We start from the raw sequence: 15,923 nt of genomic DNA on the forward strand, positions 1-15,923 counted from the left end.
AGAAACTGAAAATGGTAAAGCGGCGGTTTTAGGTTTACAGCACTTATTAGCGATGTATGCTGGAGCTGTGGCGGTTCCTTTACTTATAGGAACTGGTTTAAATTTTAATTCAGAGCAAATGACTTATTTGATTTCCATTGATATTTTTATGTGCGGGATTGCAACTTTATTACAGTTGACCGTCAATAAATTTTTCGGTATTGGGTTACCTGTAGTGCTTGGTTGTGCGATTCAAGCGGTCGCACCATTGATCATGATCGGTAGTGATAAGGGTGTTGGTGCAATTTATGGCTCAATCATTGCTTCAGGGATTTTTGTTGTGCTAGTGTCTGGTATATTTTCAAAAATCAAAAAACTGTTTCCTCCATTGGTGACAGGGACTGTAATCACTGTGATTGGTTTGACATTAATCCCAGTAGCGGTTGAAAAAATGGGTGGCGGACTAGCGACAGCTCCTAATTTTGGTGACAGAACGAATTTGCTGTTAGCGTTTATAACAATCGGATTAATTATTGTCATACAAGTTTGGGGAAGAGGATTTATAAAGTCGATTGCGGTTTTGGTCGGGTTAGTCGGCGGTACAATTCTCGCGGCTTTGTTAGGACAAGTGGATTTGACACCAGTTGGAGAAGCGACATGGTTCCATTTTCCTCAACCTTTTTATTTTGGTACGCCAACATTTGATCTATCATCAATCGTATTGATGATCATCATTTCAATTGTCAGTATGGTAGAGTCAACAGGTGTGTATTTTGCCTTAGGAGACATCACGGGTAAACATATTGGTGAAGAAGAATTAAAAAAAGGTTATCGAGCAGAAGGATTAGCAGTTATTTTAGGTGGTATTTTTAATACATTCCCGTATACTGGTTTTTCTCAAAACGTTGGGTTGGTCCAACTTTCTGGCATCAAAACAAGAAGACCGATTTATTATTCAGCGTTTTTCTTGATCGCTTTAGGACTATTACCAAAGGTCGGGGCAATTGCTCAAATTATTCCTGAGCCTGTATTAGGTGGGGGAATGTTAGTGATGTTTGGAATGGTAGCTGTTCAAGGAATGCGCATGTTATCAAAAGTCGATTACCATAATGATAAAAACTTATTGATTATTGCGATTTCAATTGGTTTTGGATTAGGATTTAATATGCTTCCGACATTATTCCAGCAAATGCCGGAAACAGTTAGAATGTTCACTGGAAACGGAATTGTTATGAGTAGTTTAACAGCGATTATTTTAAATTTATTGTTTAATGGTTTAAAAAATGAAGAACAGGCTTAAACGTCATGATTAAGTAAAAACCGGACATTTTTCCGGTTTTTCTTTTTTTCTCTGTTTAATACGAACATTAAAATTAAAAAAATCTATAATATTCGATTTTACTTTGACACGTAAGATTTCCGTTGCTAAAATGTAAGGAGAATAAGAAAGGGGATTGTTATGTCTGTCGTAGTTTCAGTAGTTATGGGAAGTGCATCTGATTGGGAAACGATGAAACATGCATGTGATTGTCTGGAAGAATTTGGGATTTCATATGAAAAAAAAGTAGTATCGGCACATCGCACTCCTGATTATATGTTTGAATTTGCAGAACAATCTCGTGACCGTGGGTTGAAAGTGATAATTGCAGGTGCTGGAGGTGCGGCGCATTTACCTGGAATGATCGCTGCAAAAACAACTTTACCAGTGATTGGTGTCCCAATCCAATCGAAAGCATTGAATGGGTTAGATTCGTTACTGTCTATCGTTCAAATGCCTAGTGGAGTTCCAGTTGCGACTACAGCAATTGGAAAAGCTGGTGCAGCGAACGCCGGACTACTTGCAGTTCGGATGCTTTCCATGTATGATGTAGAGTTAGCAGGGAAATTAGACGCACGGCGTAAATTTCTTGAAGAAACTGTGATGGAAAGTAGTGATGAACTTGAATAAACCTCTATTACCAGGACAAATGATCGGTATTATAGGTGGCGGACAATTAGGCAGGATGATGGCTCTTAGCGCACGTGAAATGGGTTTTCGTGTGGGGGTTTTAGATCCGACTGTTGACTGTCCTGCTGCTCAAGTCGCTGATTGGCATTTGTTAGCTGATTATGATGACATAGAAGCTTTAGAAGAACTAGCAAAACGCTCGCAAGTTCTAACATACGAATTTGAGAATGTTGATGTTGGAGCATTGATACAAGTTCAAGATTTAGTAAGCATTCCTCAAGGAACAGATCTTTTAGCCATTACACAAGATCGCTTACTTGAAAAGTCTTTTTTAGAAGAAAATAATATTGTTATTGCTCCTTATGCTACGATTGTAAGCCCAACAGATATTCAAGATGCTATTGATGGTATCGGTTATCCATGTGTGCTGAAAACAACTCGTGGCGGCTATGATGGAAAAGGTCAGTTTGTATTATATAGCACTTCTGATTTGGCTCCTTCGATGAATATACTGAGAGAAGGAACGTGTGTTTTAGAAGCTTGGATTCCATACGAAAAGGAAATATCAGTATTGGTAAGCGGCAATGGGAAAGGCGAGATTACTGTTTTTCCAGTAGTTGAAAATATTCACCGAAATAACATCTTACATGAAACGATTGCTCCAGCAAGAGTAGATGAAGAAGTGGTCGTTGAAGCGCAACGAATTGCTCGTGTCATTGCAGAATCCGTTGATTTGGCTGGTACTTTGGCCGTGGAGATGTTTTTAACAAGTGACGGTGGTATTTATGTAAATGAGCTAGCGCCTAGACCCCATAATTCTGGTCATTATTCTATTGAAGCATGTTCGATGAGTCAATTTGATGCGCACATTCGCGGGATTTGCGGGTGGCCGCTTCCGGAAGTGGATCTTTTATCAGAGGCTGTAATGGTCAATATTTTGGGAAATGAAATCTATGAAACAATGGATGTTATTTCCGAAAAACCTGACTGGCATTTTCACTATTATGGTAAGGCAGAAGCCAAAAAAGACAGGAAAATGGGTCATATCACTGTTTTGACAGAGGATATTTTTGAGACCTTAGAAGATATATATCAAACCAATATTTGGGATTAAAAAGGAGTAAATACACGAATGATCGATCGTTATACACGACCTGAAATGGGTGCTATTTGGACAGATGAAAACCGCTACAACGCTTGGTTAGAAGTAGAAATTTTGGCTGATGAAGCTTGGGCAGAATTAGGGGATATCCCTAAAGAGGATGTACAAAAAATTCGGGACAATGCATCATTTGACGTAGCACGAATTTTAGAAATAGAAGCTGAAACTCGACACGACGTGGTTGCATTCACTCGTGCTGTATCAGAAAGCTTAGGCGAAGAACGTAAATGGGTTCACTATGGCCTAACAAGTACAGATGTAGTTGATACGGCTTATGGCTATTTACTAAAACAAGCTAATGATATTTTGCGAGAAGATTTAAAGAAATTCACTGAAATTATTGGTGAAAAGGCAAAAGAACATAAGCATACAGTTATGATGGGGCGTACTCATGGTGTTCATGCTGAGCCTACTACATTTGGCTTGAAGTTGGCGCTATGGTATTCAGAAATGAAAAGAAATGTTGAACGTTTTGAACATGCAGCAAAAGGTGTGGAAGCTGGGAAAATCAGTGGAGCAGTGGGCACTTTTGCGAATATCTCTCCTTTCGTTGAAGAATACGTTTGTGAACATTTGGGAATTAGAGCACAAGAAATTTCTACACAAGTTTTACCTCGTGATTTGCATGCAGAATATTTGTCATCAATGGCATTAGTGGCAACAAGTATTGAAAAATTTGCTACAGAAATTCGTGGTTTGCAAAAATCAGAAACTAGAGAAGTAGAAGAGTTCTTTGCGAAAGGTCAAAAAGGTTCATCTGCAATGCCGCATAAACGTAATCCAATCGGTTCCGAAAATATGACAGGTCTTGCTCGTGTTATTCGTGGACATATGGTGACAGCTTATGAAAATGTAACATTGTGGCATGAACGTGATATTTCGCATTCTTCAGCTGAAAGGATCATTATTCCAGATACAACGATTTTACTTGATTATATGTTGAATCGATTCTCTACTATTGTAAAAAATCTAACTGTATTTCCTGAAAATATGAAACGAAATATGGATGCGACATATGGCTTGATTTATAGTCAACGAGTTTTATTGAAGTTGATTGATCATGGGATGGCAAGAGAAGCAGCGTACGATATAGTACAGCCGAAGACCGCCTATGCTTGGGATCATCAGACCGCCTTTAGGCCATTACTTGAAGCGGATGAAAAAATCACTTCGATTTTATCTAAAGAAGAATTAGATGATGCTTTTGATTATAATTACCATTTAAAGAATGTGGATATCATTTTTGAACGAGTAGGGTTAGCTTAGACTTGAAAAAATAGTAGCGGACTCCCGAGTGCGGGGAGTTCACTACTATTTTTTTATCACAGCATCACTACATAGCTATCGAAATGTTGTTCTATAAAATACGTTTGCTCGATAATTTGTTTTTTAGAAATTAGTGTATTATCAGGAATTACGATCCATTTTGTTTCGTTATCATCATGTCTATGGATAATGGCTGTCACAATACCAATAAATGTGCTCATTTTTTCGGAAGGGACATTCAAAATATAAGCATCTTGTTCTTCCTCATCTCCTCCAATTACTCCTTCAATGTATCCATAGTTGATTGGATAGACATTTCCAAAAGAATCTTTGTAGCCAACAGGTCGATCTACTGTCACTTTTACTTTTAATTTTTTCATAGAATTTCTCCTTTCTTAATTAATCAAAAAAGACTAAAACGGTGTGCGTTTTAGCCAAATAATCCTTTAGTTGTATGAAACCCTTTAAACTGTAACCTCTTGAAAAGTACGCATCGTTGCAGATTTCGGGGTTTTCAATGCTGAAAGCAAGTGGTCAATAAGTAAATACGTATATTCATGTGCATTAAAATAGACATGTATGCAGTAGTTGTTTTTAAAAAAATGTTGTTCATGTATTTGATGTATGACTAATTCAGTATTAAAACTATTTTTATAACGAAATGTTCGTTTGCGTCTTTCTGAATGACGATGAACTGCTCGTTTCAAATTTTTAAAAGTATAGTAAGAACTATGTTGATTTAATTTGTGGACTTCTTCTAAAGCCAGCAAATCATTATACAATTTTGTTCTTTCTTCAGGTTTCAATCCTGCCAAAAAATCCTGCGCTAAACTATCGTAATCGCTAGTCATCCTTGTGTTCCCTCCCAAAAATCCTCACTAGTTAAAACAAAAAAGATTTACTTTTGATTAGCATACCATTTTTCTTAACACTTGTAAATGCTTACAAGTTTATTCGTTGGAGAGAATATATTGGAATTGTTGAAACACGAACGATTTTACATGTTTTTAGTATTATAGTTAACAAATGGTTGACGTGTTGCCATAGTCTTGCTAGACTGTAAGTGAATATAAAGACGAACTAAAAATGATTTTTTTTTTTTAAAGTACGGAAAAAGGATGTGTCGTGATTGATAAGAAATGACGTTCTATTGTACGAAGGAAAAGCCAAAAAGCTATTTAAAACGGATGATCCTAAGGTGTTGAGAGTCGAGTATCTCGATCAAGCAACTGCATTGAATGGTGGTCGTAAAGATATTGTAGAAGGAAAAGCCAGTTTGAACAATCAGATAACATCACTTATTTTTAAACAAATTAAGCAAAACGGCATACAAAATCACTTTATTAGAAAAATATCTAAACACGAACAATTGGTGGAGATGCTTGAGATTATTCCATTGGAAGTGGTCATTAGAAATGTTTCTGCAGGTAGTTTTGCGAACCGGCTAGCCATTTTAGAAGGCAAAATACTTGATTATCCGGTCCTAGAGTTTTACTACAAAGATGATCATTTGGATGATCCGCTGATTAATGATGATCATGTTAAGATTATGAATATTGCGACAGAACAAGAGATTACATTTATAAAACACGAGGCGCATAGGATAAATAAAGTATTGATTGAATTGTTTTCAGAGGTGGGAATTCGTTTGATCGATTTTAAGATAGAGTTTGGTCGAAGAGCAGATGGAACGATAATACTTGCAGATGAGATAACACCTGACACGTGCCGATTATGGGATGACAAAACAAAAGATCATTTAGATAAAGATGTATATCGAAGAAAATTAGGAGATATGATTCCAGTTTATCAAGAGGTTTTGATTCGATTAGAAAAAGTATTCAACTAAAAAAATGAAGGAGCTATTTTACTATGTTTGATGTAAAAGTGTATGTTACGTATAAAGATTCTGTTTTAGATCCACAAGGTGAAGCCGTTAAAGGAGCAGTACATCGTCTTGGCTTCAGTGAAATTGATGAAATCCGGATTGGCAAATACTTTGAAATCAAAGTCAGAAAATCAGCACGACCGGTTGAAACAGTAATTGAAGAGATCTGTGATAAATTACTAGCTAACGTTAATATGGAAACTTATCGATATGAAATCGGAGAGGAAGTCTAAAAATGAAGTTTGCAGTGGTTGTTTTTCCAGGATCAAACTGTGATATGGATCTTCTATGGGCGGTCAAAAATATTTTAGGTCAAGATGCTGAATATGTGCGACATGACGCAGACAGTTTAGCAGGATTTGATGGGGTTTTGATCCCTGGTGGTTTTTCATATGGGGATTATTTGAGGTGTGGTGCAATTGCCCGATTTTCAAAAATCATTAGTGAAGTGATTCGCTTCGCAGATGAAGGAAAACCTGTGTTTGGTACTTGCAATGGGTTTCAAATACTAGTTGAAGCAGGTCTTTTGCCAGGGGTATTGCTTAGAAATGAGTCGCTTCATTTTGTTTGTAAAACGGTTCGGTTAAACGTTGTTAATCATCAAACTAATTTTACTTCAGAATACCAACAAGAGGAAGTAATCCAACTGCCTATTGCACATGGAGAAGGGAATTACTATTGTGATGAGAAAACTCTTGAACAGTTAAAAGCCAACCAACAAATTGTTTTTACTTACGCTGATGAAAATCCCAATGGTAGTCTGGAAAAAATCGCAGGAATTATCAATGAAAAAGGCAATGTATTAGGAATGATGCCGCACCCAGAACGTGCAGTAGAAAGTTTATTAGGATCTGATGATGGATTGCGCTTTTTCAAATCGATTATAAAAAACTATGGAAAGGTTAGGACAAACGCATGATGAAAGTGAAAGAGCCTACGCCGCAAGAAATTAAAAGTCAGCGTATTTATAGTGGATGGGGTCTGACAGATGAAGAATATCGTATGATCGAAGAGGATATTTTAGGGCGTATGCCAAACTATACAGAGACAGGGTTATTTTCTGTTATGTGGAGTGAACACTGCTCGTATAAAAACTCAAAGCTAGTCTTAAAAAAATTTCCAACTGAAGGACCCCATGTTTTACAAGGTCCTGGTGAGGGAGCGGGAATCGTTGATATCGGTGATGGTCAAGCAGTTGTTTTTAAAGCAGAAAGTCATAATCATCCCTCTGCAGTTGAACCTTATGAAGGTGCGGCTACAGGTGTTGGCGGTATCATCAGAGATATCTTTAGTATGGGGGCCCGACCAATCGCGATTTTAGATTCACTGCGTTTTGGTGAGTTGACAAATGAACGAACAAAATATTTGTTAGAAGAAGTCGTAGCTGGAATCGGTGGCTATGGCAACTGTATTGGGATTCCAACGGTTGGTGGTGAAGTGGCATTTGATCCTTGCTATGAAGGAAATCCGCTAGTAAATGCGATGTGTGTTGGGATAATTGATCATAAAAATATTCAAAAAGGGCAAGCGAAAGGTGTAGGAAATACCATTATGTATGTCGGTGCGAAAACAGGACGCGACGGTATTCATGGTGCAACTTTTGCTTCTGAAGAGTTTGTCGAAGGGGAAGAGCAACAGCGTTCTGCAATTCAAGTAGGAGACCCTTTTATGGAAAAATTATTACTTGAAGCGTGTTTGGAATTGATTTTAGAGCATGCGGATATTTTGGTTGGAATTCAAGATATGGGTGCTGCAGGATTAGTCTCATCAAGTGCCGAAATGGCTTCTAAAGCAGGATCGGGTTTGATTTTAGATTTGGACCATGTCCCTCAACGTGAATCGGAAATGACACCTTATGAAATGATGCTTTCAGAGTCTCAAGAACGGATGCTGATCTGTGTTAAAAAAGGGCATGAAGCTGAAGTGATAGAACTATTTCAAAAGTACGAATTAGATGCTGTCACGATTGGTAAAGTAACCGATGATGGGCTATATCGGCTGAATCATCATGGTATAGAAGTAGCGAACTTACCAGTCGATGCGTTGGCGGAAGATGCACCAGTTTATAATAAAGCACGCTGTGAACCAGCAAGACTCAAAAAGTTTGAAAGAGTAGCAGATTTTTATCCCGATGTAACTGACGGAACTGAGACATTGCTAAATTTATTACAGCAACCTACAATAGCCTCTAAAAAAATGATTTATGAAACATATGATTCTCAAGTTCGAACGAATACAGTGGTTTTACCAGGAAGTGACGCTGCGGTTTTACGTGTTAGAGGAACGACAAAAGCTTTGGCTATGACGACGGATTGTAATGCTCGTTATCTTTATCTAAATCCAGAAATCGGAGGACAAATAGCAGTGGCAGAAGCTGCAAGAAATATTGTGGCAAGCGGCGGCAAGCCATTGGCAATTACAGACTGCTTAAATTATGGCTCGCCTGATAAACCAGAGGGATTTTGGGAGCTTTGGACATCGGCAGACGGCATTGCTAAAGCCTGTGAAGTCTTAGAAACCCCAGTAATTTCTGGAAACGTTTCTTTATATAATGAAACGAACGGTCAGGCGGTTTATCCTACTCCAGTGATTGGAATGGTCGGCTTGATAGAGAATTTGTCAGATGTTACCACTCAAGGCTTTAAATCTGCTGGAGATTTGATTTATGTATTAGGTGAAACAAAAGCTGATTTTAACGGTAGTGAATTACAAAAAATGACTCTTGGTTATATTGAAGGAAAACTAATGACATTTGACTTAGCCTATGAAAAGGAAATCCAACAAATAGTGTTGAAAGCAATCAAGTTAGGGTTGATTCAAAGTGCTCATGATTGTTCTGAAGGCGGCTTAGGTGTGGCATTAGCTGAATCTGCATTTGAAAAAGGGGTAGGCTTCGAGGTCAAGCTTGAGATGCCAGTTTCACTTGTTTTTTCTGAAACACAGTCGAGGTTTGTGCTATCGATTAAGTTAGAAAATCAAACAGCATTTGAAAAAATAATGAACGGTCATGCACAATTGATTGGCAAAGTAACAGACGATGAGATGATCAGCATAGAAACAGAAAATCAAACGATTGAAGTGTTGACACAAACAGCCAAAGTATTGTGGGAGGAAGCTATTCCATGCCTTATGAAGTGAAGAGTTTAAATGAAGAATGTGGCATTTTTGGCATCTGGGGTCATCCTGATGCCGCTAGAGTAGTATATTTTGGATTGCACAGTCTACAACACCGAGGGCAAGAAGGTGCAGGGATCGTGTCGAATAATGAAGGCGAGTTGAATGGTCATCGGGGATTGGGCTTACTTTCTGAAGTATTTAAAGATGATCGTTCTCTAACTTCTTTGAGAGGAAATTCTGCCATTGGTCATGTGCGCTATGCTACTGCAGGAAATGGAAGTGTGGATAATATCCAGCCATTTTTATTCAAGTTTTATGACGGTGCCTGTGGCTTGGCGCACAACGGTAATCTAACCAATGCAAAAAGTTTACGAAAAGAGTTAGAGCAAACTGGCGCAATTTTTCACTCTAATTCGGATACTGAGATTTTAATGCATCTAATTCGACGAAGTAAAAAGACAACATTCAATGAACGTTTAAAAGAGAGTTTGCAGACTGTCAAAGGTGGTTTTGCTTATCTGTTAATGACAGAAACAGCAATGATTGCAGCTCTCGATCCAAATGCTTTTCGCCCTTTATCCATCGGTCAAATGAAAAATGGTGCTTATGTAATTGCGAGTGAAACATGTGCATTAGAAGTGATCGGTGCCGTTTTTGTCCGCGATGTAGGTCCTGGTGAAATGATTATCATTGATGATAATGGCTATAAAATAGAAAAATACACCAAAGATACGCAATATGCCATTTGCTCAATGGAATACATTTATTTTGCCAGACCAGATTCAAATATAGCGGGTATAAATGTACATACAGCTCGAAAAAATATGGGAAAGCGTTTGGCAGAAGAAGCTCCCATCGAAGCTGATATGGTAGTAGGTGTACCTAACTCTTCTCTTTCCGCAGCAAGTGGATATGCTGAAGCGAGTGGTATCCCTTATGAGATGGGGTTAGTGAAAAATCAATATATTGCTCGGACATTTATTCAACCTACGCAAGAATTGAGAGAACAAGGCGTTAGAATGAAACTATCTGCCGTTCGTGGTGTGGTGGAAGGAAAACGAGTGATAATGGTAGATGATTCAATTGTTCGAGGAACGACAAGTCGGCGCATCGTTCAATTACTCAAGGATGCCGGTGCTAAGGAAGTACATGTGCGAATTGCTTCACCTCCGTTAAGATTCCCTTGTTTTTATGGGATTGATATCCAGACTAGAAAAGAATTGATCGCAGCTAATCATTCTGTTGCTGAAATCGAACAGTTGATCAAAGCGGATTCATTAAATTTTTTGAGTGAGCAAGGGTTGATTGAGGCAATTGGACTAAAATACGACGCACCATATTCGGGACTATGTATGGCCTATTTTAATGGAGATTACCCAACACCCTTATATGATTATGCAGAGAGATATCAAGCGTCTTTGAAAGAAAAAATCAACTTTGCTTGAGCGATTAAGAGTGCGCTAAACGATTTAATCGTACTAATTAGGAGGAACGCCATAATGGGAAATGCTTATACAAAAGCAGGTGTTGATGTCGAGGCAGGCTATGAAGTAGTGGAAAGAATCAAAAAACATGTTAAGCGAACAGAACGCATGGGTGTGATGGGGACTTTGGGCGGTTTTGGGGGATGCTTTGATTTAAGTACGGTGGAAGTGAAGGAACCTGTCTTGATTTCGGGAACAGACGGGGTAGGAACAAAATTGATGTTGGCGATTCAAGAGAATAAGCATGATACGATCGGCATTGATTGTGTTGCTATGTGCGTGAATGATATTGTCGCTCAAGGAGCAGAACCACTATATTTTTTAGACTATATTGCCACAGGGAAAAATAGACCAGAACGTTTAGAACAAGTAGTTGCAGGAGTTGCTGAAGGATGTCTCCAAGCAGGTGCTGCATTGATTGGTGGCGAGACCGCTGAAATGCCAGGTATGTATGGCGAAAATGATTATGATCTAGCCGGATTTGCCGTGGGGATAGCAGAAAAAAGTCAAATAATCACGGGGGATCGCATCAAAGAAGGGGATATTCTTTTGGGTTTACCCTCTAGTGGGGTTCATTCAAATGGTTATTCTCTCGTACGTAAAATATTTTTTGAAACACACCAATTTACTGGAGAAAGTTTATTTTCTGATTTAAACGAAAAGCCATTAGGTGAGGAACTATTAAAACCTACCAAAATATATGTAAAAGCTCTACTGCCATTAATAAAACAGGAATTGGTGAATGGTATTGCTCATATTACGGGTGGTGGTTTTGTAGAAAATATACCGAGAATGTTGCCAAATGGCTTATTTGCAGAAATACAGATTGGCAGCTGGCCGGCATTGCCTATTTTTAAAAGTATAGAAAAATATGGTCAAATCCCATCGTTGGAAATGTATGAAATTTTCAATATGGGAATTGGAATGATTCTAGCGGTGTCTCCTGAAAAAATCGACGATGTGCAAACGATTTTAAAGCAGCAGAATGAACCTAGCTATATTATTGGTAAGATCATTACAGAAGCTGAGCAAGCAGTTGTCTTTAAAGAGGTGTAAGCATGAAGTTAGCGATATTTGCCTCAGGTAATGGCAGTAATTTTCAAGCAATTGCTGAAGCAGTAAAATCGGGAGAAATAGATGCCGAAATCACTTTACTATTTAGTGATAAAAAAGATGCTTACGTAGTTCAAAGAGCAAAAGCACTGCAAATTCCTGTTATTGCATTTTCGCCAAAAGATTTTGACTCAAAAGCGATGTATGAAGCGGAGATTCTCCATTTACTTGAAGAAGAGCAAATCGATCTTGTTGTTTTAGCAGGGTATATGAGGATCATTGGGCCGACTTTATTAGAAGTATTTTCAAATCGTATGGTCAATATCCATCCATCCTTATTACCGAATTTTCCTGGTTTGAATGGAATCAAGGATGCATTTTGTGCAAAGGTAGCGGAAACAGGTGTTACGATTCATTATGTGGATGATGGTGTCGATACAGGACCAATCATTGCCCAAGAAAAAGTCATGATCGAAGGCAATGACACGCTTGCTTCTTTGGAAGAAAAAATTCATAATGTAGAGCATAAACTATTTCCAAGTATTTTAGCGAAACTTATTAAAACACGGCAAGGAGAGAATCATTCATGATAAAAAAAAGAGCGCTGATCAGTGTTTCAGACAAAACAGGGATAATCGCTTTTGCTAAAGGATTGGCAGAACAAGGGATAGAAATTATTTCTACAGGTGGTACAAAAGCTGTGCTTGATCAAGAAGGAATCGCGACGATCTCAATTGAAGAAGTCACCGATTTTCCAGAAATGATGGACGGACGAGTGAAAACATTACATCCGAAAATCCACGGAGGCTTGTTGGGGCGTCGTGATTTAAGTTCACATCTAGAAGCGATGGAACAGTACGGAATACAGCCAATCGATTTTGTCTGTGTAAATCTTTATCCATTTAAGGAAACGATTTTGAAAAAGGATGTAACCCGAGAAGAAGCGATTGAAAATATTGATATTGGTGGACCGAGTATGCTAAGAAGCGCTGCGAAAAATCATCCATTTGTGACTGTTGTTGTAGATCCTAAAGATTACGATCAAATATTGATGGAGCTTTCTGAATCAGGAGAAACAATGCTTTCAACGAGACAAAAATTAGCAGCCAAAGTTTTTCGTCATACCGCAGCCTATGATGCTTTGATTGCAGAATATCTGACTGATGCTGTAGGGGAGCATGAACCAGAAACGTTAACACTCACATATGATTTAAAACAAGTATTGCGCTATGGAGAGAATAGTCATCAGCATGCTTCTTTTTACCAAAATACATTGCCAACTTCTTTTTCAATAGCGAGTGCAACACAGCTTCATGGAAAAGAATTATCTTATAACAATATCAAAGACGCAGATGCTGCGATTCGAATTTCTAGAGAATTTGATCAGCCGACAGTCGTTGCAGTAAAACATATGAATCCGTGTGGAATCGGCATTGGTGAAACAATTAATGAAGCTTATCAATCTGCCTATGCTGCTGATCCTGTCTCGATTTTTGGGGGAATCATTGTCTTGAACCGTGAAGTTGACGGAGAAACTGCTGAAAAAATGCATAAGCTGTTTCTGGAAATCATTATTGCACCAAGTTTTTCACAAGAAGCATTTAATATTTTAAGTAGTAAGAAAAATCTGCGGTTGATGACACTGGATTTTTCTAAGAAGGATGAGTCAAAAGAAGATGAGAAAGTTTCTGTTTTAGGTGGATTATTAGTTCAAAATCAAGATCTGATTGAAGAAAAAACAGAAAACTGGCAAGTGGTGACAAAAAGAACGCCAACGGATGACGAATTAAAAGCGTTAGAATTTGCTTGGAAAACAGTCAAACATGTAAAAAGTAACGCAATCGTTGTTGCGAATAGTCATCAAACTTTAGGAATTGGTGCAGGGCAAATGAATCGTGTTGGATCTGTTCAAATCGCAATCAGTCAAGCTGGAAAAAAAGCCAACGAAGCAGTTTTAGCGAGTGATGCCTTTTTTCCAATGGGAGATAGTGTCGAATACGCCGGGAAACATGGGATTAAAGCGATTGTTCAACCAGGTGGCAGTATCAAAGACCAAGAGTCTATCGATATGGCTGACAAGTATGGGATTGCTATGGTCTTTACTGATGTTAGACACTTTAGACATTAAAAGGAGAATTTGATGGGATTAACAATTTTAGTCATTGGGAGCGGCGGAAGAGAACATGCTATTGCTCAAAAGTTGATTCAAAGTCCTAAAGTAGCAACTGTTTTTTGTGCGAAAGGCAATGCTGGAATGAAAAAAGATGGCATTCAATTGGTAGATATTGCAGAAGATGACCATTCTGGATTAATCAAATTTGCTAAAGAACATAGTGTCGATTGGACATTTGTTGGACCGGAAATTCCATTGTTAAACGGGATCGTTGACGACTTTAAGGCTGCTGGATTACTGGCTTTTGGTCCAGTCAAAGCGGCGGCGTTCATTGAAGGATCTAAAGATTTTGCGAAAACAATTATGAAAAAATACAAAGTACCGACAGCTAATCACCAAACATTCTTTGATTTTGAAAAAGCTCGGGCTTATGTTATGAAAAAAGGTGCTCCAATCGTCATTAAAGCTGATGGTTTAGCTGCTGGAAAAGGTGTTGTAGTCGCAATGACGGTTGAAGAGGCTGTTGAAGCGCTGAATGATATGCTTGAACAGAACAAATTTGGTTCAAGCGGTGCCAAAGTTATTGTTGAAGAGTTTCTTAGCGGGGAAGAATTTTCCTTATTAGCTTTTGTTCGTGAACAGGAAGTTTATCCGATGGTAATCGCCCAAGATCATAAACGCGCCTATGAAAATGATCTTGGCCCTAACACTGGAGGAATGGGTGCATACAGCCCATGCCCGCAGATTTCTGATGAGTTGGTAAAAAAAGCAGTTGAGACAATTCTAAAACCAACAGTACAAGGTATGATTGCAGAAGGAAGAGCTTTTACAGGGATTTTATATGCCGGGTTGATTGCTACTGAAACGGGTCCTAAAGTAATCGAATTTAATGCTCGCTTTGGAGATCCTGAAACGCAAGTTGTGCTTCAGCGTTTAGAAAGTGACTTTGCTCAGATCATTGATGATTTACTGAGAGGAAATAAACCAGAGATAAAGTGGAAAAAAGCAGGATATAGTATAGGCGTTGTTGTCGCTGCTGAAGGTTATCCTGGTGAGTATCAAAAAGGACATCATATCCCAAGTTTTTCAGATCTGGGTTCAAAACATGTTTATTATGCTGGAGTAAAAGAGCAGGGCAATCAATTCATTTCTGATGGTGGACGTATTTATCTAGTTGAAGCTAGTGGAGATACGTTGGAAAAAGCGCGCCAAGCAGTTTATAGTGTGCTGGATAATGTCGAGACACAAGGAACTTTTTATCGAAAAGACATTGGTTTTAAAGGAATCGACAAGTAAGAAATACTACCAATTGAAAAGATAATGTCTTGAATCATATTGATAAAATACGGATAACTTCTAAAAGTCCTTCACACTAAAATTCTGTGTGATATAATCATTTGGAAGGGAAGTTGACGAATGGAAAATAAGATGAATAAAGACGTGTCATTTTCAATTACAGATGTGAAACAGTCGCCTATGACGATTTTTGAAACAGCTAAAGAAATAAAAGCTGGTGTTTATATCTACAATAGAAATAAAGTTGCAGGTGTGATGTTGACTGTAGATCAATATGAAGCACTGATCAAGAAAAAAGCGACGGAGCAAAGCCAAGACATAAAAATAGGGCAATTAAATCAAGCGATACGTCAAAAAATTGCATTTGGCTCATTAATGTCTACTAAAAACTTAGACGATCAATTGGTTTCATTGGAGTTCATTACTAAAAAAAATGATCTTGATGACTACAATGAGATGATGAATGAACTGAATGAGACTGGAAAAATTGAATACCAACTTCAGAAAAAAGAAGATCGAACTAATATTTTTGCTGAGGTTATCGGGGAACAAAGCAACCAATCTCATTTGTCTGATAAGTTGATTGTAAAAAAGATCCACCTTAGAATAGACTAGCT

16 protein-coding genes are annotated in these 15,923 nt (G+C 38.1%); 14 read left to right on the forward strand and 2 right to left on the reverse strand.

From position 1 onward, the window contains the following. Positions 1-52 precede the first annotated feature (52 nt). The 4 genes from A5821_RS02035 to purB all read left to right on the forward strand — a co-directional run bounded on the left by A5821_RS02035 (position 53) and on the right by purB (position 4,355). A complete protein-coding gene (locus tag A5821_RS02035) occupies positions 53-1,279 on the forward strand; it encodes a nucleobase:cation symporter-2 family protein (protein WP_249921853.1) in 1,227 nt (408 codons plus the stop codon). Between the two features lie 159 nt (positions 1,280-1,438). Next, complete coding sequence (gene purE / locus A5821_RS02040) at positions 1,439-1,927, forward strand: 5-(carboxyamino)imidazole ribonucleotide mutase (RefSeq protein WP_086312848.1); 489 nt, start codon at positions 1,439-1,441, stop codon at positions 1,925-1,927. Next, on the forward strand, positions 1,911-3,041 hold the full coding sequence (gene purK / locus A5821_RS02045; protein WP_170922935.1) for a 5-(carboxyamino)imidazole ribonucleotide synthase: 1,131 nt from the start codon (positions 1,911-1,913) through the stop codon (positions 3,039-3,041). The genes purE and purK overlap by 17 nt, the downstream gene beginning before the upstream one ends. 18 nt (positions 3,042-3,059) lie before the next feature. Continuing rightward, positions 3,060-4,355, forward strand: coding sequence for an adenylosuccinate lyase (gene purB / locus A5821_RS02050; RefSeq protein ID WP_086312850.1), 1,296 nt, complete (start codon positions 3,060-3,062; stop codon positions 4,353-4,355). 56 nt (positions 4,356-4,411) lie between these two features. Here the strand turns inward: purB and A5821_RS02055 are convergent, their stop codons facing one another. After that, on the reverse strand, positions 4,412-4,735 hold the full coding sequence (locus A5821_RS02055; protein WP_086312851.1) for an inorganic pyrophosphatase: 324 nt from the start codon (positions 4,733-4,735) through the stop codon (positions 4,412-4,414). An 84-nt stretch (positions 4,736-4,819) separates the two neighbouring features. Further along, the gene (locus tag A5821_RS02060) at positions 4,820-5,206 is read right to left on the reverse strand and encodes a hypothetical protein (RefSeq protein ID WP_086312852.1); all 387 of its coding nucleotides are present in this window, start codon (positions 5,204-5,206) and stop codon (positions 4,820-4,822) included. Positions 5,207-5,487: 281 nt separating this feature from the next. Here A5821_RS02060 and purC point away from each other — a divergent pair, with 281 nt between their 5' ends. The 10 genes from purC (at position 5,488) to A5821_RS02110 (ending at position 15,921) form a co-directional block, all read left to right on the forward strand. Continuing rightward, positions 5,488-6,204, forward strand: a complete 717-nt coding sequence (gene purC, locus A5821_RS02065) for a phosphoribosylaminoimidazolesuccinocarboxamide synthase (RefSeq protein ID WP_170922994.1) — start codon at positions 5,488-5,490, stop codon at positions 6,202-6,204. 23 nt (positions 6,205-6,227) lie between these two features. Beyond that, positions 6,228-6,476, forward strand: coding sequence for a phosphoribosylformylglycinamidine synthase subunit PurS (purS, locus tag A5821_RS02070; RefSeq protein WP_086312854.1), 249 nt, complete (start codon positions 6,228-6,230; stop codon positions 6,474-6,476). A gap of 2 nt (positions 6,477-6,478) precedes the next feature. Then, a complete protein-coding gene (gene purQ, locus A5821_RS02075) occupies positions 6,479-7,162 on the forward strand; it encodes a phosphoribosylformylglycinamidine synthase subunit PurQ (protein WP_086312855.1) in 684 nt (227 codons plus the stop codon). After that, on the forward strand, positions 7,159-9,381 hold the full coding sequence (purL, locus tag A5821_RS02080; protein ID WP_086312856.1) for a phosphoribosylformylglycinamidine synthase subunit PurL: 2,223 nt from the start codon (positions 7,159-7,161) through the stop codon (positions 9,379-9,381). Before purQ ends, purL begins: the two co-directional genes overlap by 4 nt. Then, positions 9,366-10,805 (forward strand): amidophosphoribosyltransferase, encoded by a 1,440-nt coding sequence (gene purF / locus A5821_RS02085; RefSeq protein ID WP_086312857.1) that lies wholly within the window; start codon positions 9,366-9,368, stop codon positions 10,803-10,805. Before purL ends, purF begins: the two co-directional genes overlap by 16 nt. A gap of 54 nt (positions 10,806-10,859) precedes the next feature. Then, positions 10,860-11,900: a phosphoribosylformylglycinamidine cyclo-ligase gene (gene purM / locus A5821_RS02090; protein WP_086312858.1), complete on the forward strand. Its 1,041-nt coding sequence runs from the start codon at positions 10,860-10,862 to the stop codon at positions 11,898-11,900. Between the two features lie 2 nt (positions 11,901-11,902). Beyond that, positions 11,903-12,487, forward strand: coding sequence for a phosphoribosylglycinamide formyltransferase (gene purN / locus A5821_RS02095; RefSeq protein ID WP_086312859.1), 585 nt, complete (start codon positions 11,903-11,905; stop codon positions 12,485-12,487). Continuing rightward, a complete protein-coding gene (gene purH, locus A5821_RS02100) occupies positions 12,484-14,025 on the forward strand; it encodes a bifunctional phosphoribosylaminoimidazolecarboxamide formyltransferase/IMP cyclohydrolase (RefSeq protein ID WP_086312860.1) in 1,542 nt (513 codons plus the stop codon). Before purN ends, purH begins: the two co-directional genes overlap by 4 nt. 12 nt (positions 14,026-14,037) lie before the next feature. After that, positions 14,038-15,306 carry a phosphoribosylamine--glycine ligase gene (gene purD / locus A5821_RS02105; protein ID WP_086312861.1) on the forward strand — a complete coding sequence of 423 codons (1,269 nt, stop codon included), beginning with the start codon at positions 14,038-14,040 and terminating at the stop codon, positions 15,304-15,306. Positions 15,307-15,426: 120 nt separating this feature from the next. Continuing rightward, positions 15,427-15,921, forward strand: a complete 495-nt coding sequence (locus tag A5821_RS02110; RefSeq protein WP_086312862.1) for a prevent-host-death protein — start codon at positions 15,427-15,429, stop codon at positions 15,919-15,921. Positions 15,922-15,923 lie beyond the last annotated feature (2 nt).

The organism is Enterococcus sp. 7F3_DIV0205 (assembly GCF_002141365.2).
GTDB classification, from domain to species: Bacteria; Bacillota; Bacilli; order Lactobacillales; family Enterococcaceae; genus Enterococcus_L; species Enterococcus_L palustris.

Coding starts and splice junctions, on each gene's coding strand:
- A5821_RS02035 (WP_249921853.1), top strand. CDS start 53: ATGTATGCTGGAGCTGTGGCGGTTCCTTTACTTATAGGAACTGGTTTA.
- purE (WP_086312848.1), top strand. CDS start 1,439: ATGTCTGTCGTAGTTTCAGTAGTTATGGGAAGTGCATCTGATTGGGAA.
- purB (WP_086312850.1), top strand. CDS start 3,060: ATGATCGATCGTTATACACGACCTGAAATGGGTGCTATTTGGACAGAT.
- A5821_RS02055 (WP_086312851.1), bottom strand. CDS start 4,735: ATGAAAAAATTAAAAGTAAAAGTGACAGTAGATCGACCTGTTGGCTAC.
- A5821_RS02060 (WP_086312852.1), bottom strand. CDS start 5,206: ATGACTAGCGATTACGATAGTTTAGCGCAGGATTTTTTGGCAGGATTG.
- purS (WP_086312854.1), top strand. CDS start 6,228: ATGTTTGATGTAAAAGTGTATGTTACGTATAAAGATTCTGTTTTAGAT.
- purQ (WP_086312855.1), top strand. CDS start 6,479: ATGAAGTTTGCAGTGGTTGTTTTTCCAGGATCAAACTGTGATATGGAT.
- purL (WP_086312856.1), top strand. CDS start 7,159: ATGATGAAAGTGAAAGAGCCTACGCCGCAAGAAATTAAAAGTCAGCGT.
- purF (WP_086312857.1), top strand. CDS start 9,366: ATGCCTTATGAAGTGAAGAGTTTAAATGAAGAATGTGGCATTTTTGGC.
- purM (WP_086312858.1), top strand. CDS start 10,860: ATGGGAAATGCTTATACAAAAGCAGGTGTTGATGTCGAGGCAGGCTAT.
- purN (WP_086312859.1), top strand. CDS start 11,903: ATGAAGTTAGCGATATTTGCCTCAGGTAATGGCAGTAATTTTCAAGCA.
- purH (WP_086312860.1), top strand. CDS start 12,484: ATGATAAAAAAAAGAGCGCTGATCAGTGTTTCAGACAAAACAGGGATA.
- purD (WP_086312861.1), top strand. CDS start 14,038: ATGGGATTAACAATTTTAGTCATTGGGAGCGGCGGAAGAGAACATGCT.
- A5821_RS02110 (WP_086312862.1), top strand. CDS start 15,427: ATGGAAAATAAGATGAATAAAGACGTGTCATTTTCAATTACAGATGTG.